General features: G+C 65.8%; 26 protein-coding genes (1 of these 26 running past the window's edge). 5 read left to right on the forward strand and 21 right to left on the reverse strand.

Features of this window, described 5'->3' with window-relative positions; translation table 11 throughout:
- Positions 1-345 precede the first annotated feature (345 nt).
- Positions 346-2,451 carry an elongation factor G gene (gene fusA / locus RIB87_RS03595; protein ID WP_350143603.1) on the forward strand — a complete coding sequence of 702 codons (2,106 nt, stop codon included), beginning with the start codon at positions 346-348 and terminating at the stop codon, positions 2,449-2,451.
- A 97-nt stretch (positions 2,452-2,548) separates the two neighbouring features.
- On the opposite strand, the gene RIB87_RS03600 is transcribed toward fusA, so the two are convergent.
- From RIB87_RS03600 to RIB87_RS03660, 13 genes are all read right to left on the reverse strand, one after another.
- Positions 2,549-3,928 carry a tRNA modification GTPase gene (locus tag RIB87_RS03600; RefSeq protein ID WP_350143605.1) on the reverse strand — a complete coding sequence of 460 codons (1,380 nt, stop codon included), beginning with the start codon at positions 3,926-3,928 and terminating at the stop codon, positions 2,549-2,551.
- 10 nt (positions 3,929-3,938) lie between these two features.
- The gene (locus tag RIB87_RS03605; RefSeq protein ID WP_350143607.1) at positions 3,939-4,709 is read right to left on the reverse strand and encodes an SDR family oxidoreductase; all 771 of its coding nucleotides are present in this window, start codon (positions 4,707-4,709) and stop codon (positions 3,939-3,941) included.
- A 31-nt stretch (positions 4,710-4,740) separates the two neighbouring features.
- Positions 4,741-5,826, reverse strand: a complete 1,086-nt coding sequence (locus tag RIB87_RS03610; RefSeq protein ID WP_350143609.1) for an oxidoreductase — start codon at positions 5,824-5,826, stop codon at positions 4,741-4,743.
- Positions 5,827-5,952: 126 nt separating this feature from the next.
- Positions 5,953-6,711, reverse strand: coding sequence for a YqjF family protein (locus RIB87_RS03615; RefSeq protein WP_350143611.1), 759 nt, complete (start codon positions 6,709-6,711; stop codon positions 5,953-5,955).
- On the reverse strand, positions 6,704-6,865 hold the full coding sequence (locus RIB87_RS03620) for an entericidin A/B family lipoprotein (RefSeq protein ID WP_350143613.1): 162 nt from the start codon (positions 6,863-6,865) through the stop codon (positions 6,704-6,706). The genes RIB87_RS03615 and RIB87_RS03620 overlap by 8 nt, the downstream gene beginning before the upstream one ends.
- Before the next feature lie 61 nt (positions 6,866-6,926).
- A complete protein-coding gene (locus RIB87_RS03625) occupies positions 6,927-7,850 on the reverse strand; it encodes a hypothetical protein (RefSeq protein ID WP_350143615.1) in 924 nt (307 codons plus the stop codon).
- 37 nt (positions 7,851-7,887) lie between these two features.
- A complete protein-coding gene (locus RIB87_RS03630; RefSeq protein WP_350143617.1) occupies positions 7,888-8,232 on the reverse strand; it encodes a MazG nucleotide pyrophosphohydrolase domain-containing protein in 345 nt (114 codons plus the stop codon).
- Positions 8,233-8,246: 14 nt separating this feature from the next.
- Complete coding sequence (locus tag RIB87_RS03635) at positions 8,247-8,792, reverse strand: hypothetical protein (RefSeq protein WP_350143619.1); 546 nt, start codon at positions 8,790-8,792, stop codon at positions 8,247-8,249.
- A 71-nt stretch (positions 8,793-8,863) separates the two neighbouring features.
- The gene (locus RIB87_RS03640; RefSeq protein WP_350143621.1) at positions 8,864-9,799 is read right to left on the reverse strand and encodes an aldo/keto reductase; all 936 of its coding nucleotides are present in this window, start codon (positions 9,797-9,799) and stop codon (positions 8,864-8,866) included.
- A gap of 17 nt (positions 9,800-9,816) precedes the next feature.
- Positions 9,817-10,695, reverse strand: a complete 879-nt coding sequence (locus RIB87_RS03645) for a LysR family transcriptional regulator (RefSeq protein WP_350143623.1) — start codon at positions 10,693-10,695, stop codon at positions 9,817-9,819.
- Between the two features lie 145 nt (positions 10,696-10,840).
- Entirely contained in the window at positions 10,841-12,205 is a 1,365-nt protein-coding gene (locus RIB87_RS03650) for a PDZ domain-containing protein (RefSeq protein ID WP_350143625.1), read from the reverse strand.
- Between the two features lie 61 nt (positions 12,206-12,266).
- The gene (locus RIB87_RS03655; RefSeq protein ID WP_350143627.1) at positions 12,267-12,980 is read right to left on the reverse strand and encodes a hypothetical protein; all 714 of its coding nucleotides are present in this window, start codon (positions 12,978-12,980) and stop codon (positions 12,267-12,269) included.
- Entirely contained in the window at positions 12,977-13,555 is a 579-nt protein-coding gene (locus tag RIB87_RS03660; RefSeq protein ID WP_350143629.1) for an RNA polymerase sigma factor, read from the reverse strand. The genes RIB87_RS03655 and RIB87_RS03660 overlap by 4 nt, the downstream gene beginning before the upstream one ends.
- A gap of 200 nt (positions 13,556-13,755) precedes the next feature.
- Between RIB87_RS03660 and tatC the strand changes: the two genes are divergently transcribed.
- Both tatC and tadA read left to right on the forward strand, forming a co-directional pair.
- On the forward strand, positions 13,756-14,682 hold the full coding sequence (gene tatC, locus RIB87_RS03665; protein WP_350143631.1) for a twin-arginine translocase subunit TatC: 927 nt from the start codon (positions 13,756-13,758) through the stop codon (positions 14,680-14,682).
- Positions 14,679-15,197: a tRNA adenosine(34) deaminase TadA gene (gene tadA / locus RIB87_RS03670; RefSeq protein ID WP_350143633.1), complete on the forward strand. Its 519-nt coding sequence runs from the start codon at positions 14,679-14,681 to the stop codon at positions 15,195-15,197. The genes tatC and tadA overlap by 4 nt, the downstream gene beginning before the upstream one ends.
- On the opposite strand, the gene RIB87_RS03675 is transcribed toward tadA, so the two are convergent.
- The 4 genes from RIB87_RS03675 to RIB87_RS03690 form a co-directional block, all read right to left on the reverse strand.
- Positions 15,198-15,704 carry a GAF domain-containing protein gene (locus RIB87_RS03675; RefSeq protein WP_350143636.1) on the reverse strand — a complete coding sequence of 169 codons (507 nt, stop codon included), beginning with the start codon at positions 15,702-15,704 and terminating at the stop codon, positions 15,198-15,200. It lies immediately after the preceding gene.
- A gap of 13 nt (positions 15,705-15,717) precedes the next feature.
- Positions 15,718-15,957 carry a 30S ribosomal protein S18 gene (gene rpsR / locus RIB87_RS03680; protein ID WP_350143638.1) on the reverse strand — a complete coding sequence of 80 codons (240 nt, stop codon included), beginning with the start codon at positions 15,955-15,957 and terminating at the stop codon, positions 15,718-15,720.
- Positions 15,958-16,091: 134 nt separating this feature from the next.
- Entirely contained in the window at positions 16,092-17,084 is a 993-nt protein-coding gene (locus RIB87_RS03685) for a polyprenyl synthetase family protein (RefSeq protein WP_350143640.1), read from the reverse strand.
- Between the two features lie 270 nt (positions 17,085-17,354).
- A complete protein-coding gene (locus tag RIB87_RS03690) occupies positions 17,355-18,206 on the reverse strand; it encodes a class I SAM-dependent methyltransferase (protein WP_350143642.1) in 852 nt (283 codons plus the stop codon).
- Positions 18,207-18,318: 112 nt separating this feature from the next.
- Between RIB87_RS03690 and RIB87_RS03695 the strand changes: the two genes are divergently transcribed.
- On the forward strand, positions 18,319-19,101 hold the full coding sequence (locus tag RIB87_RS03695; RefSeq protein WP_350143644.1) for a DNA-methyltransferase: 783 nt from the start codon (positions 18,319-18,321) through the stop codon (positions 19,099-19,101).
- 7 nt (positions 19,102-19,108) lie between these two features.
- Positions 19,109-20,716, forward strand: a complete 1,608-nt coding sequence (locus tag RIB87_RS03700) for an AsmA family protein (protein ID WP_350143646.1) — start codon at positions 19,109-19,111, stop codon at positions 20,714-20,716.
- Between the two features lie 86 nt (positions 20,717-20,802).
- On the opposite strand, the gene RIB87_RS03705 is transcribed toward RIB87_RS03700, so the two are convergent.
- The 4 genes from RIB87_RS03705 to RIB87_RS03720 all read right to left on the reverse strand — a co-directional run.
- Positions 20,803-21,957 carry a hypothetical protein gene (locus RIB87_RS03705; RefSeq protein WP_350143648.1) on the reverse strand — a complete coding sequence of 385 codons (1,155 nt, stop codon included), beginning with the start codon at positions 21,955-21,957 and terminating at the stop codon, positions 20,803-20,805.
- Positions 21,958-22,271: 314 nt separating this feature from the next.
- Complete coding sequence (locus tag RIB87_RS03710) at positions 22,272-23,168, reverse strand: DUF1579 family protein (protein ID WP_350143650.1); 897 nt, start codon at positions 23,166-23,168, stop codon at positions 22,272-22,274.
- Between the two features lie 91 nt (positions 23,169-23,259).
- The gene (locus tag RIB87_RS03715) at positions 23,260-23,790 is read right to left on the reverse strand and encodes a DinB family protein (protein WP_350145551.1); all 531 of its coding nucleotides are present in this window, start codon (positions 23,788-23,790) and stop codon (positions 23,260-23,262) included.
- Positions 23,790-24,021 carry the end of a hypothetical protein gene (locus RIB87_RS03720; protein WP_350143652.1) on the reverse strand. The gene runs 497 nt beyond the window's last position, so the window shows 232 of its 729 coding nt (coding positions 498-729); its start codon lies off the right edge, out of view; the stop codon is at positions 23,790-23,792. Before RIB87_RS03720 ends, RIB87_RS03715 begins: the two co-directional genes overlap by 1 nt.

A 24,021-nucleotide genomic window follows, 5' to 3' on the forward strand; every position in this document is an offset into this window, starting at 1 on the left:
AACTTAGTAGGGTTCAAGTGAATCCGAAGGGGTTCGGACGCTCAGCTTCGGAGCGTCGCCGATGGAGCAGGATGACAACGACGACATGGCCGGCGTGTGTTGAGACCCACGAGGTCCTGACACCCGCCGGGCGTCAGACGACACACGCGGGAGGCCGGTCAATCTGCACCGCCGCTCGCTGAGACGAGATTTTCACGCACACAAATCGAGATCTTTCACCCGATGCAGCCGACAAGGCGGTCGGGGGAGAGTCAACAGTCGTTCACAAGGGACCCGGTCGCGGATTCGCCGCTCCGGAACACAGCAGCCACGAACCACCTGTCATGGGGTGACCGAGGAATCACCATGGACCTCAGCCACATTCGCAACATCGGAATCTGCGCCCACATCGACGCCGGCAAGACCACGGTCACCGAGCGTGTTCTGTTTTACACGGGCAAGAACTACAAGCTCGGCGAGGTCCACGAGGGCACCGCCACCATGGACTTCCTCCAGGAGGAGCAGGATCGCGGCATCACGATCCAGTCCGCGGCGACCACCTGCCCCTGGACCCACAACGGCCAGGACTACAAGATCAACATCATCGACACCCCCGGCCACGTGGACTTCACCATCGAGGTCGAACGCTCAATGCGCGTCCTCGACGGCGCGGTCGCCGTCTTCGACGGCAAAGAGGGCGTCGAAGCCCAGTCCGAAACCGTCTGGCGCCAGGCCGAACGGTACGGCGTCCCCCGCATCTGCTTCATCAACAAGATGGACAAGACGGGCGCCGACTGGGAATTCAGCTTCAACTCGATCCGCGAACGCCTCGGCGCCAACCCCATCGCCGTCCAGATCCCCATCGGACACGGCGATCAGCTCGAAGGCATCGTCGATCTCATCAAGATGAAGGCCTACTACTTCGACGCCTCCGAACTCGGCGCCAAGGTCGAGGAACGGGAGATCCCCGATTCCGTCGCCGACCTTGCCGCACTGCATCGCGGCGACATGATGGAGGCCGCCTGCAACTACGACGACAACCTCATGGAAAAGATCCTTGAGGAGCAGGAGCCCACCGAGCAGGAAATCAAGGACGCCATCCGCAAGGGCGTCATCTCCCGCCAGTGCACCGCCGTCTTCACCGGCTCCGCCCTGAAGAACATCGGCGTGCAGCGCCTGCTCGACGGCGTCATCGATTACCTCCCGGCGCCCACCGAAGTCGAAGCCACCGAAGGCACCGACCCCAGAGACGCCGAAGAGAAGCTCTCCCGCCCCAACAGGGTGGATGCCCCCTTCTCCGCACTCGTCTTCAAGGTCGTCTCCGACGCACACGGCGATCTCACCTACATGCGCGTCTACTCCGGCAAAATCGCCAAGGGCGAACGCGTCCTCAACGCCGGCAACGGCAAGCGCGAGATCATCTCCCGCATGTTCGAAATGCACGCCAAGGAACGCATCGCGCTCGAAGAGGCGTACGCAGGACAGATCGTCGCCGTCATCGGTCTCAAGGATTCCATGACCGGCGACACCCTCTGCGACATGAACGACCCGATCCTGCTCGAACGCATGACGTTCCCCGATCCGGTGATCTCCATGTCCATCGAGCCCAAGACCTCCGAGGACAAGCGCAAACTCGGCGACGCACTCGTCACCATCCGTCGGGAAGATCCCTCGTTCCGCAGCCAGTACGACGATGAGACCGGACAGACCATCATCGCCGGCATGGGCGAACTCCACCTCGAGATCATCAAGAACAAGCTCGTTCGCGATATGAAGATCAACGTCGAGGTCGGAAAGCCACGCGTCTCCTACCGCGAAACCATCACCGGTTCCGCCAACGAGGTCCGCGGCAAGTTCGTCAAGCAGACCGGCGGTCGAGGCCAGTTCGGCGACTGCATCATCAACATCGAGCCCTTCACCGCCGAGCAGGCCGAAGAGGCCGAACTCAAGTTCAAGGACAACGTCGCCTTCGAGAACAAGATCGTCGGCGGCTCGATCCCCAAGGAGTTCATCCCCTCCGTCGAAGTCGGCATCCGCAACACCGCCGTCTCCGGCGTCATGGCGGGCTACCCCCTCATCAACATCAAGTGCACCCTCATTGACGGCTCATACCACCCGGTTGACTCCTCGCAGGTCGCATTCGAACAGGCCGGTCGCCTCGCGCTCATCGACGCATGCCACAAGGCCGGACTCACGCTGCTCGAACCCGTCATGAAGGTCGTCATCACAACCCCCGACGAATACATCGGCTCCGTCACCGGAGACGTGTCCAGCCGTCGCGGCATGATCGTCGGCACCGAGGAACGCGGCAACACCCGACTCATCACCGCTGAGGTTCCCCTCTCCGAAATGTTCGGCTACACCACCGTCCTCCGCTCACTCACGCAGGGACGCGCAACATCCTCCATGGAACCCCTCGAGTACCGCCCGCTTCCCCCCAGCATGGTCAAGGAAGTCACCTCCGCCGGCTGAGCCGACGAATCACCACACCGAATACGGACCACGACGTCCGACACGCACGCATCACACGAACCCAGGGACTCGAGTCCCTGGGTTTTTTTCGCGCCCGTCACTTGCCCACGCAGAACGTCGCGAAGATGCGGCCAATCACGTCGTCCGGACTCACACGACCCGAGATCTCGCCCAACGCGTCCAACGCATCACGCATCGACGCGCCGATCAACTCCGGATGACCCAGACGCGACGTCGCCGGCGTCATCGCCAACGCCTCCTCCAGACCGCGACGGGCGCGCAGCAACGCACCCCGATGCCGCGGCAGGACGGCGAGGTCGTCCGTCGCGCGCGCCGAGGTCAACGCATCCAACACCGCACGACGCAGCGCATCCACGTTCCACCCGTCCAACGCGCACACCGAAAGAAACGAGCCGTCCGACGCGCCAGGCAGATCCGCCTTCGTTCGCACCCGCAGCAGCCGCGCGCCCGCGACCCCCGCCGGCTCGTCCGCAAATCGACCCGTCGGATCGCACCAGATGACCACGTCCGCACGCGCCAACGCATCCATCGCCGCCGCCTGAGCCGCGGCATCCACGACGGACCGCTCCGCCAACGCCGCGTCCAGCCCCGCCAGATCCGCGAGCGTCACGCCGTCGAAGGCGCAGGACGACGGCAGCACCGCACGCCACGCCGGAGCGTCCGCCAACCCGACCCGCTCCCGGATCACGTCACGCGTCACGCCGGGCTCGTCCGCCACCACCGAACGCTCCCGACCCAGCAACCGGTTGAAGAGCGTCGATTTGCCTGCGTTGGGCGGGCCCGCCAGTGCAACGACCGGTTCATGCTCCGCCGCTGCGATCGACTCAGGACCAGCCAGCGCGGCGACCGACGCAATCAACGCCTCCAGCCGCGATCGCAACGCGTCCGGTGCAATCGCGACGACGTCCTCCTGATCGGTGAAGTCAATCCCCGCCTCCACGAGCGCAAGCAGCGTTCCCGCCTCGTCCGCCAGGGCGCGGTAGCGCTCGCCCGCCTCGCCCGACAGCAACCGCCTCGCGGCATCGAGCTCCGCGTCCGACCGCGCCGCGATCAGCGACTGCACGCCCTCCGCCTGCTCAATCGTCAGCCGACCGTTGAGATACGCCCGCGCCGTGAACTCACCCGGCTCGGCCGGACGCACGCCATCCGCGGACGTCAGCGCATCCATCAGCGCGTCGAGCACGAACGGATTCGCGACGAGGTGAATCTCCGCGCCGTCCTCCCCGGTGTACGACCCGGGCGCGACGAACGTCAGCAGCCGACACGGAACCGTCACGTCCTCACCGGACACCCGACATTGCACGCGGTTGAGCGTCGCGCCGCGCCGACGTTCCGCCGCGATCGCGAGCGTGCGCGCCAGCGCGTCAAACGTCTGCGGCCCGGAGAGGCGCACAATGCCCGTCATCCCGCGTCCCGGCGCGCCTGCGACGGCGGCGATCGTGTCCCGCGCGAGCATCAGCGGCGGCTCACGGATAGTCCTGGCGCGTCGGCCGGATCATGATGTCGTTGAGGTTGACGTGCGCCGGGCGCGACGCCGCGAACGCGATGAGATCGGCGATGTCCTCGGGCTGCAGCACCGGCCCGATGGACTCCATGAACGATCCGAACTGGGCCGCGTCGTACCCCGCGACGCCCTGGAACTCGCTCTCGACGACCGCCGGATGAATCGCCGTGACGCGCACTCCCTTGGGCCCGATCTCGCGCCGCATCGCCTCGGCGATGGACGTGATCGCGAACTTCGTGGCGCCGTACATCGAGGAAAACGGCGAGACATTCCTGCCGACGCTGGATGAAATCACAACAAGATCGCGCGGCGTGCGGGTCCAGTCGTCGGTTTCGAGCGACTCGAGCATCGCCCCCGCCGCGGCCCGGCAGAAGCGCATCGCGCCGAGGAAGTTCGTGCGGATGACCTCCTCCCACTGGCCCTCGTCGGACGTCAAGGGCGATCCCGAGAGGCCGCGACCCGCGTTGGCGACGGCGAGGTCCACCGGGGCGCCCCATGTCGCCTTCGCGGCATCCAGCATCGACGCGATCGTCTCGTTCGACGCGGCGTCGCCCGAGACCGCGACGGCCGCGCCGCCATCGGAGACGATCTCGCCCACGAGCGCATCCAGCCGATCGGCGCGACGGGCGTTGACGACGACACGCGCGCCCTCGGACGCGAACCGACGAGCCATCGCCCGCCCGATTCCCGCCGACGCGCCCGTCACGACAGCAATTCGATCCTTGAGCATCATGCGGGGATTGTACCCGCCGACGCCTCACGCCTTACGCAAGCGTCTCCAGCATCTCGACGCGATACGGCGCCAGCGCATGCCAGTCGCCCCGCTCGACGATCGCGCACCAGTCGGGATTGGCAATGAGCGAACGGCCGACGCCGATGAGGTCCGCTTCTCCGTTGGCGACCAGGGCCGCGGCCGAAGCGGGGTCCGTCGTGCGCACATCGCCCGGTTCGCCCATCGAAGCCGATGTCGCGACGCGCCCGACGGCGATGACGGGGAGATCAGAGAGGCGACGCGTCCAGCCGGCGAGGGTCGTCTGATCCGGCGGGAATGCGGCTTCGGTCGCGTCGCGCGTCGAGGCGTGCAGGATGTCCGCGCCCGCTTCGCGCAGGGCGGTCACCCACGCGCCCAGCGCGTCCGGATTCGGGTAGTTCAGCGCGTCGTAATTCTCGACCTTCCACTGGCTGAAGCGATAGATGATGGGATAGCCGTCCCCCACCGCCTCGCGCACGGCGCTGACGACCTCCAGCGGGAAACGCATCCGGTTGGCGAACGTTCCGCCGTAATCGTCCTCTCGCTGATTCGCGACGCCGGAGACGAACGAGTCGAGCAGGTATCCGTGGGCGCCGTGCAGTTCGATGGCGTCGAAACCGGCCCGCTGCGCAAGCGTCGCGCTGCGGCAGAAGGCGTCGCGCACCTGCGCCAGGTCCGTCAACGTCATCGCGCGCGGCGTCGCCTTGGGCGTGCCGTCGCCGCGAACGACAGGAATCGCCGACGGTCCGATCGGTTCCGCAGCGTGCCGACCCGTGTGCCACAACTGAGCCGCGATCTTCCCGCCCGCCTCGTGCACGGCCTCGACGACCTCCGCCCACCCGTCCGCCTGCGCCGCGGTGTGCAGACCGGGGACATCGTCCGTGTCCCACGCGTTGCGGTTGTCGATGTGCACGCCCTCGGTGATGATCAGTCCGCACGACGCCCGACGCGCGTAATACGACGCGATCTCATCGCCCGGAACGTTCGGACGCGGACACTTCCGACGCGTCATCGGCGCCATGACCACGCGATTGCTGAGTTCGAGTCCGCCGGCGGCGAACGGTTGAAAGAGCGGGCGATACAGCGCTGGATCCGGCATGCGTTTCCCCGTTGAAGAAAAAGAATCGTCCAGTGTATCCCGGGCGTTCGGTCAAGGCTCCTCGACTCGGGCTGGACGCGTCACGACGCGCCCGCCTGACCCATCGAGGCGGCCCAGGCGCCGGCGTCACCCGTTGACGGGGGGCGCCGGCGTCGCCTTTGCGGCCATCGACAGGGGCATGACGCGCGTCTCCGAGCCTTCGGCCAACACCGTCGAATACGGCTCGACATCCTGCATCACGCGCCACTGCGGACCATACAGCGCCGCCCAATCCACGTCGATCGTGACCGATTCGATCGGATAGACGCGCCACTGCGGATGTTCAACGCGATACGTCAGCCGCTCGCCCCGACGACTCACGCCGTACCCCCACTCGTGCTCCTTGAAGAAGTGCTCGGCCGAGTCCGCCTCCGGCATCCACGCCTCATCACGCGCGACCGCCCCCATGCGATGCTCGCGACCGCCGCGACGTATGCCGTACATGGCTTCGAGGCGCCCGCCCTCGCGCGTGACGCGCGCGGTCATCGCCGCCGCGAGGTACGGCTCGTTGTAAAGCAGCCGCGCCGTCACGGCGATCGCGCGTCGCGGCACGTACTCGCGCACGAACATCACGCCCCGCCGGTCGCCGTCCCGCACATAGAAACGCAGGTTCAATTCCGGGAAGTTCACGTGACCGGGAATGCGACAGCCCTTGACGCGCGTGTCGAGAAACTGGAACGCCACCAGCGAGACGAACGCCTTGCCGTCCAGCGAATCCAGTTCAAGACCCGGCGCCAGGAGCGGCGCCAGCAACTCCCGCGGCGTCTCGAACGAGAACAGGCACAGATTGACCCAACGAGCCGTCAGAAACGGCCGCGAACCGGATCGGTCGCCGGGATCAGTCATCGCCGTCGGCCGCGTCCTCAAGGGCGCCGCCCGCAGCCTTGACGTCCTTGCCCACGCCCTCGACCGTGTTGCAGCCGGTCAATGCCGCGGACATGAGCGTCAGCGCGAAGATGGAGATGCACCCAAGAACGATATGACGAGACCAACGCTGCATCGGGGAGCCCTCAATCGATGATTCGAATCATTCGGAACGACCGCGGAAATCATAGCCGAAGTCAGTCCGCGGCCCCACGTCTCGCGGCGAGAAGTTCCACCAGCGCCCACTTGTCAGGACGCGATGGATTCCGCGCCTCGACCCGCACGATCCCCGCGCCGACGTGCAGCGGCGACCGCGCCGGCGTAACGTCCAGCAGGCAATCAAGCGCCACCTCCCCGTTCACCCGGACGATCAACGGCACCCGATACGCCGGCGCCGGACTCCGATCCGACGCCCCGCGCCAGTTCGACGGGATCGCGTCCCGGAATCGCGGCTCAACGGTGATCGACACCCCGCCGAGCAGACCCAGCAGCGACGGACGCTTCACGATTCGCATCATCAACGGAAACAGTGACGAATTGCCCTGGATCGAATCCATGATCGCCCCGAGCGTGACCAACCCGCGTCCGAGCCCGTCGAGTTGCTCGTCGGTGAGTTCCTCGACCTTGCGGGTCGTCACCCCCTCCATGGCCGCGGCGGGGCGCCACAGACCCATCGCCGCGAGTTCCTTCGCCAGCGCGCCCCCCTTGGTCTCCATCAACCGCCCGTCAGCGTCGTGGATGCGCACCTCGATCGGACGCTCGCGGTACGAGTAGGCGAGCTGCCGGCCGTCCCCCCACTGGATCAGCCGCATGCTGAAGATGTCCGACTCCGACTCCGGTCGCGGCACGTCATCCAGCACGCGCACCATCGCGAAGCGCACCTCGCGCTGATCACCGTCCGCCACGAGAATGCCGTACAGCGCCGCGTCGCCCGTACGCCACTCGACATTCGACGCCTGCTCATCGAATCCCTCGAGAATCGACAAGCCCGGCGCGAAGTCGGGATGGAATCGATCGACCGGCTGTGCGGGGGAGGGCGACGGCGTCACCGAGACGTCGTGCGACGCACACCCGGCGCACCAGATGGCCCCCGCCAGCGCCAGAACGAGCCGTCGCGACATGCCTGAAGTATACGCCCCGGCCACGCAGATCCAAGGATCAATCCTTGACGCCCTTGACCCGCTCGTAGTCGGTGTACTTCGTCAACGCCCGCGTGAGATCGACGTCGTTGATGTTCGCCAGCGTCGTCAGCCACGCGAAGACGTCGGCGAACTCCTCTTCGAGGTTGTGGCGCTGCTCCGGCGTCGGCGTCTTGCCCGGGGCGCACTCGTGCAGGGAGGTCGCCAGTTCGCCGATCTCCTCGATGAGCCACATGAACGTTCCCGGCGTCCCGCGTGCGGCGTCGGTGTCGGAATACCGCTCGCGGATGATCGCCTGAAGGCGTTCGAACGTCAGTGATTGGGCGTCTTCGGACATGCCCGCATGATACGGGATCGGCGCCACGTCGCGGCGGCTGCTCAGACGGGTTCGGCTGCGTCCCAGCCGCCCGGCTCGTCGATCGCTTCCTGCTTCTTGAATTCCGCCCAGTCCACGCTCTCGATGAGACGGTTGCGGACGTACGTCTCAAGTCTGGCTGAGGGGGCGCCCGCCGCCGGACGGCCCATCTCCCTGATGTTCTGGACGATGAAGATCGGCGTCAGGATGACGCCAAGCGGAAGGCTCCACCAACCCGCAAGCGACGTCGCCGCCATCCCGTACAACTTGCGCTTCATGCCGCATCGCCGGCAGCACAGAAACTGCTGCGATCTTCGACGACTCACAATGAGAAATGACCAGACGAAGTGCGCCGCATGCAGGTCGATCGGGCCCGGCCGGCCGCATGTCGGACACTCCGATTCATACAACTGCAACAACTCATGCGCCACGATCTCCGGCGGAAGTTCCCGGGCGTTGAGCGCGGCGGGCTCGTGCTTGTGGGCGCAACGACTGTTGCAGTAGCGGTGGCCGTTCTGACGCTTTCCGCCGAAGACAATCTGCTTGTTGCATGCGGGGCATCGGGCCATGGCGACGACTCCGGAAGACCAATCGGATGGTCATCAGCCTACAGCGTCGCCGTCTCGACTTCAATCATGAATCACGTCAGCCCCGGCCAGTCGTCCCCGCCGCGGGCGCGGCTGAAGGCGTTGCGGATGAGCGCGACGGCCCGCTCCGGCAGCGGTCCCTTCGCCGCCGCGGCCGCGTTCTGATCGATGTGCCCGGGCTTCGTCGTCCCGATGATCGCTGTCGAGACGCCGTCGTGACTGAGCGTGAAACGCAGCGCGGCCTCGGGCCACGTCAATGTCTCGCCGGCCGCGGCCGAGACATCGTCGATCGACAGCCCCATCTTTGCGAAGCGATCGTGGTACGAGCTGTAGTAGTTGCGATATCGCTCGTACTGTTCGTCCTGGCTCTTCCATGCCGCGTTGGCGATGGGACGCTTGACCATGATGCCGACGCCGTGCTCGCGCGCCGCAGGCAGCAGGCCTTCGATATTGACCTGGTCGCACATGTTGATGGACGTCTGGATGACCTCAATGTCCGGCTGTGCCGCGGCCCATGTTGCGAGTTCGTTGTCGCCGGAGAATCCCGCGTGCCGCACCTTGCCCGCCTCCCGCGCCTTGACGACCGCGCCCAGCGCGTCGCCCTGCTTGAGGATCGACTCGCTCGGCGTATGCAGCAGCATCACGTCCACGACGTCGGTGCGCAGCTCCTTCAGGCTGTTGTCGATGTCCTGCGTGATCTTCTCCGGCGTCCAGCGATCGGGGTTGTCCGCCTCGCCCGCGAGCCCGCACTTGGTGACGATCACAAACTCGTCGCGCCTGTGGCTGATGCACTGTCCGATCATCGCCTGCGAACCGTAGTACATCGTCGCCGTGTCGAAGACGTTGACGCCTCGATCGAGCAGGCCGTTGAGCAGTTGCGATGAGACGCCTTCATCCGTCTCCAGCAGCCCGATCGGCGCGCCGCCGAAACCGAGGCAGGAGACTTCGAGGCCGGTCTTTCCGAATGGTCTGCGGGGGATGTCAGTCATGCAGGCAGTCTAGGCGCTCACGACCTGTACCGCTGTCGCAGCGCCGCCTCGAACTCCGCGGGTCCCGGCGCCGGGACGCGGTCCGCGCGGCGGACGATCGCCAGTTGCCGCACGACCCGCTCGTCGCGGCCGCGCAGCCCCTCCTTCGCCTTCAACGCGAACCGACTCACGAACCCGATGCCGATGCCCGCACGCACCATCTGCTTGATGCTGTCGATCGAGCGCAGTTCCATCACGATGTTCACCGACACGCCGCGAGACGCCATCGCCCGATCGATCACCTCACGCACCGCGGACCCCGCCTCGAATCCGACCATCGACTCGCCCGCCAGGTCGTCCCACCGGAAACTGCGACGCGTCGCCAGCCGATGCTTCGGCGGCACGATCAGGCGCAATTCATCCTCGACCAGCGGAATCGTCATGAGGTCGTCCGAGCCGGGCATGCGGATGGGAAGCGTCACGATGCCGAGATCGAGTTCGCCCGACAGCACGGAGGAAGAGACCGATCGGGAACCCGCTTCGCGCACGAAGAAGTGCAGCCCGGCGTGCGTCGCGCGGAACGCGGAGATGACGTCCGGCAGCAGGTACGTCGTCGCCGTCGCCCCGCCGCCGACGCGAATGGAGCCGCGTTGAAGTCCGACGAGTTCACGCACCGCGCCCACGGCGCCGTCGGCGGCCCGCAGCGCCTCTTCCGCGTGCTCGAGAAAGACGCGACCCGCTTCCGTCAGCGTCACGCCGCGGCCCGTGCGATGGAGCAGTTCGGCGCCCACCTCGGCCTCCAACTTCTTGAGCATCGTGGACAGCGCCGGCTGCGACACGCCCAGGCTTGACGCGGCCCGAGTCATGTGGCCGACACGGGCGATCTCCTGAAAGTAGCGCAGCGGCGTCAGTTCCATGCGCTTCAGCAGAACATCACCGGGCCGCGGCTTCAAGTCGGACCGACGCGCTGCGTCAAAACGAAAATGGTCGGACGCCCTGCGAGGAAGGCGTCCGACCGGCGCGATTCGCTCAATCTTGCGGGATGTTTCGCGAATGCGGGCCTCAGTGTGAGTCGTCGCCGCGCTCGTGCAGCAGGCGCTCGAGCATGGATTCGATGCGGTCAAGACGCGCGTCGATGGCGTCCATCCGCTCCGTCAGCACGGACGTCCCCGACTCCGCACGCCAATGCCCGGGCAGACCGGGCGGATTGGGCGTGCGGGGAATCGTGATCGCACGCGCCTCGCCGTCTTCGCCGGGGATGAAGACCTGGAAGTCCTCCCCGCTGAAGACTTCGCCTTCAGGGAAGATCGAAATGGCGCCGGCGCCCTTCTGCTGAAGACCGGGGATCTCCACGTCAAACGTGAAGCGACCGGGTTCCTGCTCGAACTGAACCTCGATATCCTCCAGCAGGCGCGACAACTCGCCGAAGTACGCGTCGAATTCGTCGGAGTCGAACTGCTGCTCAAACGACTCCTGCATCTTGCGCAGGTACTGCTCGACCTCGAGGATGGGCGCCTTGGGCGCGACCTCTTCGCCCGAAGGGAACGAACGGTCCTCGCCCCAGCGGCGAACGACGTTCGGGGCGATTCCCAACGCCTCCGGGTTGAACGCCTCCAACTTCAGCGTGATGTCGCGCTCGCGACCGGAACGAAGCACGCGGAACTTCAACTCATCGCCCGGCTTGAGATCGCGCAGCCGCTTGCGGATGTCCGCGGGGGAGGCGCCGTCGATCCCGCTGACGCCGACGATGACGTCATGCATCCGAAGCCCCGCCTTCTGCGCCGGCAACCCATCGAGGACGCCTGTCAGGAGCGTGGCGCCGACGGCGTCGAGGTCGAGTTGCGCGGCGAGCGACTCGGGAAGTTCCTCCATCGTCACGCCCATCATGACCTTCGGCTCGTGGGCGATCTCCGCGATCACGCGAACCTCGTCGTCATCGCCGGGCTGTAGACGCAGCGCGGTCAGAGCGCGCTCGCGACCCTCCAGACCGCTCAGGGAGCGCCGGAGTTCACGGGCCGCACGCTCGCGGACTTCACGCTCGTCTCCGGCGAAGCGCACGTTGTACGCGGCGTCGCCCGTCCGGCGCAGCACCGCCACCGCCTCGCCGTCCTTCTCAATCGACATCACGCGCGGCGCGTCGGAGAAGTCGCCGGAACGCACCTTCTCGCCGTCAACCCAGATGGTGTATTCGCCGTCCTCGAGAACGACCTTCACTTCGCGACCGTCGTCGTCGGTGAGAACGGTGACGGAGCGGTTGACGGCGTCCTGTGCGCTCGCGTCCATCGCCACCATCGGCGCCGCGGCCGGCTGCGGCGGTCCGGGTGGGGCCGAGGGCGCCGCGAGCGCCGGCGGACTCAGGAACGACGCTCCGGCCAGCCCGCCCAGGATCGCGGCCGTCAGTGGAATGTGTGTGATTGATGCTTTCATGGCTGTGCCTCTTGGTTGAAACAGACTCGAAGTTGGTTGTGCTTGTTCGTCACGGAACGCGTCACATCGGACCCGCACCGCTCCCCGTACGCCGCGGCTGGAGGCGCGGAATGCCGTTCTCATCCGACTGCCACTCGAATTTCTCCAGCGCGTCCACCTCCCGACGCTCCACGATCCGACGCACCACGATCACCTGCTGGCGACCCGACGCCGTCGGCTGCACCTCGATCATCTCCATCGGCATCACGCCGAGGATCTGACCGCTCTTGACGCCCGAGCGCAGGTACCCGTCGAAGACGACGTCCGGATCGTACTGCTCGAAGTTCACGGGCTGCACGACCCCCGCGCGTCCCGACGACCCGTTGCGGACGACCGCCGGGTTCGACCCGCTCGTGACCGGACCGTTCACGTTCGAACCGTTGGAGGGCCCCGGGCCCGCATACCACATGACCCCGAGCGTCGCCGCGACCGCCCAGCCGCCGATCATGCCGACGCGCTGCATCGTGCGACCGAAGCGCGACCACGAGGACGTCGCCGCACGCAGCGCCCGCGCCTCGACGAGCTCCGCGATCGCGATCCGATCCTCCACGGCGCGCTCAAGTTCAGCATGAACGCGCTGCGCCTCGGCGAGACGCTGGAGCACGGCCGGGTCCGTCTCCGCCATCGATTCGAGTTCGCGCCAGTCCGTCGAGGAGGCCTCGCCGTCCGTCACGCGCCCGATGAGGATCTCCTCCCGGGTCAGTCCGTCCTGGTATCGTTCGTCGCTGTCGTTCATGACTGCTCCTGCGCGTTCGACGCGCCGTCGGGAGCCGCGTCGGCCATGGCGTCGCGCAACATGCGCCGCGCCCGGGCCAGACGCGTCTCGACCGTCGTGATCGGCAATTCGAGCGCATCGGCGATCTGCCGATAGCTCAATCCACGCACCGCCCGCAACATCAGCGGCTCACGGTACGCCTCCGGAAGATCGCGCGCCAGTTCCAACAGGCGGCGGCCATCCTCCTGTGCGTCCGGTCGATCGTCCGCGTCCACGCCCTGTTCGAGGGCGCGCTCGTCGGACGTCGTCCGCACGACCGACCGCACCTTGCGTCGCCGACCCGCCGTGCGGGCCGCATTCACCGCGACCGCACGCAGCCACGGACGAAGCGACGCCGGATCCTTCAGACGGTGGAGATCCCGGACCATCTTCATCGCCACTTCCTGCAGCAGGTCCTCAAGTTCGACGCCCCGCGGCTTGTGCGCCAGCAGAATCGCCGCGACCCAGCGCCGGTGAGCGCGCCACAGGGCGTCGATCGCCTCATGGTCGCCCCGCGACGCCTCCTGCGTGAATCGTGCTTCCTCAAGAATCCGCATACGTTCACTCCAGACGCGCCGGGGCCCCGCTTCCGTCGCCGTGCGGCCGAGGAATCGAAAAAAAGCCCGGCGACGGCCCGCTGGCGACTCGACGACCCCGTCCGATCCCTATTATCGTCCGACCATCAGCATCGCGGCCGCGATCCGTGACGGTCCCCCCGAGAGTCCTACCGCCCATGCCCCTATCCGATCCACTCGTCATGTCGTTCGGAGACCACCTCGACGAATTGCGCCGACGCATCATCCATGCGCTCCTCGGCATCCTCCCCATCTTCATCCTCGGACTCGTCTTCGGCGGACGCATCCTCGAAGTCCTCACCATCCCCCTGCTCGACGCCCTCCGCGCCGCCGATCAGCCCGCCGGACTCCTCGCCACCAGCCCTCTCGAAACCTTCGGCGCCTACATTAAGGTCTCGCTGATCATCTCCCTGCTCGTCTCCTTCCCCTGGCTCCTCTACCAACTCTGGCTCTTCATCTCCCCCGGCCTCTACCACCACGAACGCCGCTTCGTCTACTTCCTCATCCCCTTCTCCGCCGTGCTCACGGCCGCGTCCGCGGCATTCCTCTACTTCGCACTCCTGCCCATCTCCCTCTTCTTCCTCATCTCATTCGGAACCGCCGTCGTCCAGCCGAACGTGAACATCGAACCGCTGCCCCCCGAAATCGCGCTCGCCGAGATCCCCATGATCAACGTCGATCCCGCGGACGCCCCCGTCGGAACCATGTGGTACAACACGCGCCTCAACGAACTGCGCATCCAGACCGCCGACGACATCGTCATGGGCTTCCGAGGCCAACGCGGCGGCGCCATCGCACAGCAGTACCGCATCGGCGAATACGTCTCCCTCATCTTCTGGCTCGGGCTGGTCTTCGCCATCGCGTTCCAACTCCCCATCGTGCTCATGCTGCTCGGATGGTCCGGAATCCTCCGACCCGAAGACCTTCGCAAGGTGCGACGGTACGTCATCTTCGGCTGCGCCATCGCCGGCGCCGTGCTCACACCGCAGGACCCATTCTCCATGCTCATGCTCGGGGGCGCCCTCTACTTCCTCTTCGAACTCGGCGTCCTGCTCATGCGCTTCGTCCCGCCCAGCCGCATCGCAGGTGAGATCGAGCAGAAACGATGAACGCACCGCTGCGACGATTCGTCAGACGACGCCCGACACCCCAACACGACGTCACCGACGTCGATCGCACAATGATGGAACGCGCGCTCGAACTCGCCGCCCAGGCCGCGGCCGAGGGCGAAGTCCCCGTCGGCGCCGTCGTCTACGAAACCGAAAACGCCCACATCCTCGGCGAAGGCGCCAATCGACGAGAAACCGACGACGACCCCACCGCACACGCCGAAATGATCGCCATCCGGGCCGCGGCCAGGGCGGTCGGCGACTGGCGACTCAACCACTGCACCCTCGTCGTCACACTCGAACCATGCTGCATGTGCGCCGGCGCGATCGTCAACGCGCGCATCGGACGCCTCGTCTGCGGCGCCGACGACCCCAAGGCCGGCGCTGCCGGCTCGCTCTACCGCATCACAGAAGACCCACGCCTCAATCACCGCGTCGCACCGATCCGGGGCGTCCTCGCCGAACGCGCGGCCGAACTGCTCCGAAACTTCTTCCGCGCCCGAAGAAAACGCTGACTACAGCGTCAACACACGCTCGAACGCCGACGCACGCGTCAGCCCATGCTCGACCAACGCGGCGTTGATGCGCTCCACGTCGCCACGACTGAACCGATCCTTCTCAAAACTGTCCGCATCAAAGACACCCCACGACGCATCGCCGGAGACGCCAAAGAGCGGAATCACCATCTCAGAGAGATTGCGCGGATCGCACACGATGTGCGCGTCCCCGTGGGCATGCACGTCCGGAATCAGCAAGCCGACACGCTCACGCCAGGATCGACCGCACATCCCCGTCAACGCGATCGGCGAACACGCCGGACGGTCGCGGCAGGGACCGAGAGTCATCTCATCACCCGCCGGAGCAATCTCGTAAAAACCGATCCACGACCAGCCGAGACGCTCCGCCTCCGGCCAGAGCCCATCCACGAAACGCTGCATCAATTCAATGCGATCAGCCATGACGCCAGCATAGCGCGCGACAGAAGCGCCGGGAGGGTGAATCCCGCGCTCCGCGTCGATCATGATCAGAGAGCGATCAGAGCGTCGCCGACGTGAACGGCAGAAGACCCATGTAGCGGGAACGCTTGATCGCACGGGCGATCATGCGCTGCTCGCGGGCAGTCGTGCCGAGACGCTTGCGACCGTAAATCTTGCCGTTGGGGCTGAGCATCCGGCGAAGCGACTCAACATCCTTGTAATCGACGTACTTGACGCCGTTGGCGGATTCCTTGATCACGGTCGGCTTGTTCCCGGAGAATCGGCTGAACTGGCTCATATTGCTGCTTTCCTCGTCATGGACTTGGGCGGCCCGGCGACTCACGCCGGGCGACGGGCGTTCAAAACGCGAGCCGAGCAGTATAACAACTCAGACGCCAATCGCCACCAATCAGACATCACCCGAACGACGCGTCACCGACGACGCGTCACCACCGCCTCGGCGAGCCCAAGCAGACAGTCACGCGCCGCCGACGCCGGCTGGGACGTCATGAGGTCGATCGCGTCCTGCACATACGAACGCGCCAGGCCCGCGGCATAGCCGACCGACTCCGTCCGCTGAAGCAGAGACGCCACGCCGGACGAATCCCCAGACCGAATCACCGTCAGCGACGCATCACGGTCCGCCGGATCCACCGTCGCGAGATGATGAATCAGCGGCAACGTCAACTTGCCCTTCTCGAGATCCTTCCCCAACGACTTCCCGACAACCGAAGCCTCGCCCAACAGGTCAAGCAGGTCGTCCTGAATCTGGAACGCAAGACCGATGCGACGACCATACTCGCCAAACGCCATACACCGGGCTTCGTCGCACCCGCCGCTCGCGGCCCCCAACTCGCATGCCGCGGCAATCAGCGACGCCGTCTTCCGCTCAATGATCTCGAAGTACGTTTCCTCGTCGAGATCCCAGTCGCCCCGGTGATGCAACTGAAGCAATTCGCCCTCGCAGACGACGCTCGTCACCGCGCCGACGCGCAGAGCGATGCGCTGATCGTCAATCTGACTGCACAGGTGAAACGATCGCGCAATCAGGTAGTCGCCGAGAATGACCGCCGCCTCGTTGCCGCGAAGCGCGTTCACGGTGCGCCCGCCACGTCGCATGTCCGCCTCGTCGAGCACGTCATCGTGCACGAGCGTGGCCATGTGGACCATCTCCATGACGGCGCCGACGGTTACGGCGTCGTCCGACAACGCCCCCCCATCGCTCGCGGCAAGGCCGCTCAGCATCACCAGCGTCGGACGCAGCATCTTGCCACGATACGACTCAACATGCCGACACAGGTCCGCAACCGGAGGCAGCCGCGAGTCGAGCTGGTCGCTGAACCGACGCTCCACGCGATGAAGACCCGCCTCGATGGAGGCGACGATCCGTTCATCCCGGGCGTCGATGGGCAAAAGGGCAGGCATTGCGGAGAAGTCTACATCGCGGTGAGTGGGCAATCAATCATTTCAATAATAATTGAAAACAACAATTTCGGAGTGTCGCGGCGGGTTCCGGGCGTGCGATCGACGCGGCATGAGAGCGGACCGCGTTGTGAACCACAGCCCCGCCCGAATCAGGCGCCGCAGAGCACCCAACGATCCGAGACGCGTCCGGATGCGCTGTTCCGGGGGGACATTTCTGAGGCCGCGACGAATGTGCGGCTGGCAGGCTGCGCCGAAGCGACTGGAACCGCGCTAGCGTTCGGCGACGATGTAGGCGACCCATGACGGGTCGTTCTCGGTCCGATCGACGGGTTCGAAGACGCCGTTGCCCTCCTCCGAGTCCTCTTCGGCGCCCTCCCAGTAGACGGTCGAGCGTGAGAAGCCGGCTTCGGCGAGGAGTTCACGGATCTCCGGGAGCGACCACATCCGCCACTCGTAGGAGAAGGCCCGCTTCATCTTGGAGCCGTCCTTGAAGTTGAAGTGGATGTAGCAGCGGAGGGTGTTGCTGATCGGATCGAAATCGTCCTGCTCCCAGACGTACTTGAACTTCCGGTCGATCTTGCGTTCCTCGACGATGTCCTGGCACGCCTCGTACCCGCCGTAGCAGTCCATGAAGAGGATGCCGTCGTCGATGAGGGAGTCACGCACGCCCTTGAAGTAGGCGCGGAGCTGATCGCGCGTCTTGAAGCAGAAGTACGAGAAGTTCATCGCCAGCACCGCATCGACGGGATCGGTGCGGACGGTCAGGACGTCGTCCTGCACGACCGTCAGACGATTCTGCGCGGCTTCCGGGAGGATGGAGATGTTGTTCTTGCGCCCCCACTCCAGCACTTCCGCGTCGAAATCGACGCAGATCGCGCGATTGGTCGGGCGTCGCCGGGTCCATTCGCAGGAGGTGTTGCACGTGCCGCAGAAGTCCTCACGGATGAGTTCCGCGTGCCGCCCGCGCAGGTCCTTGAACGTCTCGTCCACGAAGTCGATCTCCGCCTCGACGCACTGAACGGACTCCTGGTAAAGGACGTGCCGGTCGTGCTTCGCGGCCATGGAGACCTTCGCCTTGCGATCCTTCTTGTCCTGCTTCTTGCTCATGATGGCCGTCGTCATGCGTCCTTCCTCGGGGTGGTATGATCACTCGCGCGCCGCCCGACGCCGTCCGTCGCGCGCCGAAGAGTGTAAGTCATAGCGTGCATCGACTGCAGCCGTCAGGCGGAAATCCATGACGGATCGTTCAACCTCCGCATCCCGCGCCCCGATTCAGTGGCGTTCCATCGGCGCTTCGGCGCGGCTGACGCACGCCGACTGGCTCGATGCCGCGAGGTCGCTGGCGCCGGAATCGATCGACCTCCTGTACGTCGATCCCCCATTCAACACCGGATCGCGGCAAGAGGCGAATGAAGGCGCCTTCGTCGACAGTTGGCCCTCGCCCCAGGCGTACGTGGCGTGGATGCGAGCGCGTCTCGAAGCGGCGCTCCCGGCGATGCACAGGCGCGGAAACCTGCTCATTCACGTCGATTGGCGGACATCCCACCATGTCCGGCTCATGCTCGACGACCTGCTGGGGGCGGATCACTTCGTTAACCACCTGATCTGGTCGTACGGCCTCGGCGGCTCCTCACCCCGTCGTTTCGCCCGCAAACACGACGATATCCTGTTCTACGCGATCGACCCGGATGCGTACTGGTTCGACCCGCCCCAGGTGCCCGCGACAAGCCGTCGCATGGCCGGACGCTCCAAGAAGGCCACCGACGTCCTGGATGTCCCCGCCCTCAACAACATGGCCCACGAGCGGGTCGGATGGCCGACGCAGAAGCCACTCGCCCTTCTGCGTATGCTTATTCAGGGGTGCTGCCCACCCGATGGCGCGGTCTTCGACCCGTGCTGCGGCTCCGGCACCACGCTCGTCGCGGCCATCGAGACCGGCCGACACGCGGTCGGCGCCGACATCAACCCGGACGCCGTTCGCGTCGCTCAGTTACGCATTCTTCAAGCACAGGAATAAGACACCCATGAAGAAGGTCCTCATCGCTCTGTTCATCGTCGGCGTCCTCGCCGCCGGTGGACTCGCCGCCCTCCTGTTGACGCCCGCGGGCAAGAATCTGCTCGGCAACGTCGCGGCATCGGGGGCCGGACAGAACCTCCAGAACTACCTCGCAAAGCAGATCGTCAAGGTCGCCAACACCTACATCGTCCCCGAGATCGAATTCCAGAAACTCACCTACCAGCAACCCGGCACCATCATCCTTGACGGCGTCACCTTCACGGCGCCTGACTCCACCGAAGTCATCACCTGCAAGTCGATCACCGTCACGCTCGCGGAGGTCCCCAGGATCGGCGAGCCGCTCGTCTTCGAGGCCATCGTCCTCGACACCCCCGACCTGCGCCTCATCCGGACGACCGGCGCCGACGGCGAAAGCGGCTTCAAGGGACTCGTGCCCTTCGCAAAGACGAAGAACATCAAGAACCAGGAGGACCAGCCGGAAGACACCCGCCTCAGCAACGTCTTCAGCATCCGCGAACTCAAGATCGTCAACGGCATCATCGAGATGCGCGAAGAGGGCGACGAAGAGGCGATGGAACTCACCGACCTCAACATGACTCTCAACGCGACCCCCGATGACGCCGGCGAGCCCGGCTGGTACAAGCTCGACACCGTCGTCGGACGCAAACCCGTCTTCGAACTCGATCTCAAGGGGCGAATCAACATTGACACCTTCGTCGCGGAACTCGACGAAACCACGCTCGAGACGCACCTCCATGAAGACAACTACAGCTCACTCCCCGTCGCCTTGCAGAATGCGCTGCGCCAGTACAAGGCGAAGGGCGACCTCAAGGCGACCCTCTCGGGACGCCTCCCACTCACCGACTGGAAAGCGTCCGATCTCGAGATCGACGGGGCGCTCGATGACTTCAACCTGACGTTCACGAAGATCGAAGTTCCGATCAAGAAGGCGCAGTTCGATGCGCGCCTCGCACAGGGGATCGCGACGCTGCCGACGTTCGACATCAATGCGCTGAACGGTTCGATCGCCGTGACGGACGCCTCCGTCGATCTGAATGCGACCGACATGCCGATGTCCGCCTCGTGGACGATCACCGATGTCGATCTCGACAAGTTCTTCCGCGCCCAGGCGACGGACGCCAATCTGCCGAAGCTCAAAGGCATCCTGAACACATCAGGCGGCGTCCGCGCGTCGGCCGCGAACCTGCCCGCGTCCGTCGAGGGATCCGGCGATCTCAAGATCCGAAATGGTCAGCTCATCGCCATCCCCGTGCTCACCGACCTCGCCGACCTCCTCGACGTCGTCGGACAGATCACCGGCAATGCGTACGAACCCCAGGACAAGCTCGACGTCGACTTCAAACTCACCGGCAAGGGCGTGGATTTGTCCTCGTTCGTCGCGGAGACGAAGGCGGTCGTCGCTCGCGGGAAGGGGCTCATCAGCTACGAGCGGACGCTCGACCTGACGGTGAACGCCGGCCCCATGGAGAAGGTCCAGAACATGCTCGGCAAGGTCGGCGACGTCCTCGGCGCCGTCACCGACAAACTCGTCAAGTACAGCGTGACGGGGCCGGTCGGCGATCCGAAGGTCGGCGTCAAACCGCTGGGACTCTGAGCGGAAGCGTCGCCGTCAGTCTCAAACGAACCCGGATCCCGTCGGGGATCCGGGCCGGGGTCGGAAGGTGCGTCAGCGGGTGGCGGTCACTGGATCACGACCGTCCGCGCGGGCGCGGCCACCGTGCGGCGTTCCGGTGTGATCTCGACTTCGATGCAGTCCAGGCACGCGTTGAGGGCCGCGACCAGGGCGTCGCAGGCGAGGTCCAACGCGGCGTCGAGAATGGCGTCGGCGTTGTCCTTGGCGATCTGCAGCGCCAGATCGGCCGCGGCCTTGGCGGCCTCGATCGCGGCGCGCTTGGCGATCTCCTCCGCGATGACCCGCGCAGTCTCGAGAATCACGCATGCCGCGGCCAGCGCGGAGCCGACGAAGGGAATCGACGCCAGGCGCAGGCAGCGCACCAGTCGAATGGCGATCGTCGCGATGCGCCAGGCGAGCAGCGCCGCCTTCGCCACCGCGATCGCATCCATGGCGATGTTGTACGCGGCGATGGCCTTGGAAATCGCGTGCGCCCAGTCCGCCTGAGCGGCGGCCACGGCGAGGTCGTACGCCGCCTGCGCCGCATTGACGCACGCCTGATCCACGACGATCGTGCCGTCACAGTCAAATGCGTCGATCACACCCTGCAGCGCATTCTCGCACCCGCCGCCGGCTGAACTGATGTTCATCGACGCCTGGGGCGTCGCGAAGTACTCCGGATCCTGCGCCACCATGAGGACGTGATGCAGGCCGTACTCCGGGGTCGTCGCCGTGAACTGGTACGCGATGACCTCGCGCGCGCCGAGGTTCGTCGCGATGCTCGCATAGACGCCCACCGCCTCGAACTGATTGTCCTCGATCCACTGCAGATCCTCGGGATCAACCTGTACGCCTTCGTCGATCACCGCCTGCTCGACGTCCGCCGGCGTCAGCAGGACGTCATAGACGTCCAGGACGAACGCCTCGCCGTCGGCGTTGACGCCGGGGTACAGCCCCGGCGCGTCGATCTGCTCGAACATGTCGTAGGGCAGGTGGGTCGTGCCGGGGTCGGCGCCGAAGATGTCTTCGTGCACCTCGCGCGGAAAGCCTTCGAGTTCGTCGGCGAGTCCCGGATCGGGGAAAGGCATCGGACCGGATGTCGGGCGGCTGGGCGCGGGCGTCGTGCCCGTCTGCGCGCTCGCCGATTGCATGGCGGGATAGATGGCGAGGTTCACCATCAGCCCCATCGCGGCGCCGAGCATGAATGGACTGCGGATGAACATTCTCACAAGTCGCCGCGGGTTGATTCGACGCGTCATCTTCAATTCTCCTGACAACGGGAAACGAGGAACTCAAACAACTCGTCGAACGTAGGTCAGGGCGCGTCGGGACCCGCCAGGGATTCGCCCCGTTGCCGACGCCTTGGCTGCGGGCCGCGACAGATGGCGGAAACTTCCGCGTTCACACCCGACAAAACGACGACCGTCCGGCTCGAATGAACCGGACGGTCGGGATCGGACATTGAGATGTCGCTCGGTCGCAGCCACGCGTCAGCGCGTGTGCGGCCCGAAGGCCGCGGCGGCGCGATCAGCCCTGGTCAGTTGCGGCGCTTGTAGGTGAGTTCCATGTTCTTCCACCACTGGCCCTTCTCGTCCTGCGCGAAGGACTCGTAGATGTGCATGTTGTTGTTGACGACGGTGACCACCGACTTGACCTTCTGCGGCCCGGCCATCGGATCGTTGTAGGTGGCGTGGTAGGTGAAGACCTTGCCGTCGCCGTCGCATTGGCCGCGACCGACCATGATGCCCGTGCTCATGGAATCGCCCCACGCGAAGAAGTACTCCTTCGCCACCTTGTCGTATCCCATCATGTTGCGGCCCTCGAAGGGCATGTCCATGAAGGAACCTTCGACGCGCTCAACAAAGTAGCGTCCGCCGAGGTCGGGGCGGACACTGGCCGTGCCGGTGCTCAAGCCCGGCTCGGCGCCGGGGTACTCCCAGAACTTGCTGGTGTACGTCCAACTGCCGACGAAGTGCGACAGGTGCTCGTGATGCTCGCCGGGCGTAGAGGCCTCCATGTAGGCCGCCATCATCTCCTCCATCGACATGTCGCCCTTCGCCATCGCCGGCTCGGGCGTCGCCTTGGGCTTCTCACTGGCCTTGGGCTTCTCGACGGGCTTCGACTCGGCGACCTTCGTCTCCGGCGCCGGCTCGGGCATCATTTCGACGGGCGCGGGCTCGCGATAGTCGTCCGCGGCTTCGACGTAGCCGCTTTCGTCCGCTTCGCTCGTCCACTCGCCGCCGGAGTAGTCGTCGGCGTCGGTGATCCAGGGATTGTCGGTCGTGCGCTCGGCCGACTCGACGGCGTCCGCCGTCTCCATCGTGTCCATCGTCTCATCGGGCGCTTCTGCCGTCTCGGCGTTCTTGTTGGAGGCGCAGCCGGCGAGCGCCAGACAGCCGGCGGCGATCAGCACCAGGGACTTTTCGTTCTTCATGATTGCTCCGTTCGGAAAGAGGGAAGTTGCAGGCCGTCCCGCCGGACGACCCGATCATCGTGCGTCAATCCCGCCCCGATGTAAAGGCGCGTCACGTCGGCGCCGCGCCCGCGTATTCGGCGGAATATCCACCGGCGTCACGCAACGTCAGTTCGTACAGCCGCTTGCCGAGCTGACGCAGATGAAGCTGGTCGTGCGCCGCCCAGGCCGTCATCAGTTCACCCGCAAGCATCGATCCGAAGACCGGATGCGTCTTCTTCGTCTCCCAGTCGGCGTCCGGGCCGACCGCCGCGAGCCACGCGCTCGCGCCGTCGCGGTTGGCGCTGAAGCGGGCGAGGGACTCAGCGAGGTCGCGTTCATTGTACCCCCGCTCGGTCGCGGCCCCCTCGGGGTCGATGGGCGGCCATGCCAGATCCGGCGACTCAAGCAGCAGGCGCAGACGCGTCCCGAAGTCGTCAACATCCTCGTCCGCGAGGTGATTGACGATCTCAATCACGGACCACGCGCCGCTCGGCGGTCGCCAACGGGCGTCCTCCTCGGTCAGCGTGGCGACGAGCATCGACACGACGTCGGGGAAGGCGACCATCCGCGCGTGCATCCGCGCAAAGCCCGCGGCATTCATCACGAACTGCCCGCCCGCATCCGGTCGAGCCCCTCGGGGAAGGGGTAGGACGGGAAGACGCCGACGTGCCCGACGGACCACATGTACGGCGCCGGATAGACATCGCCGCGATAGCCGGACTCGAACATCGTGCGCAGCACGGCCTCGAACGAAGGCTCGGCGTCGGACTCGTGCGACTCGACGAGGCGGTTGGATCGGGCGCCGAGAAACGAGACGGCGGCGACCGGCTGA

Origin of the sequence: Pyruvatibacter sp. (assembly GCF_040219635.1) — a bacterium.
Taxonomy (GTDB): Bacteria; Pseudomonadota; Alphaproteobacteria; order CGMCC-115125; family CGMCC-115125; genus Pyruvatibacter.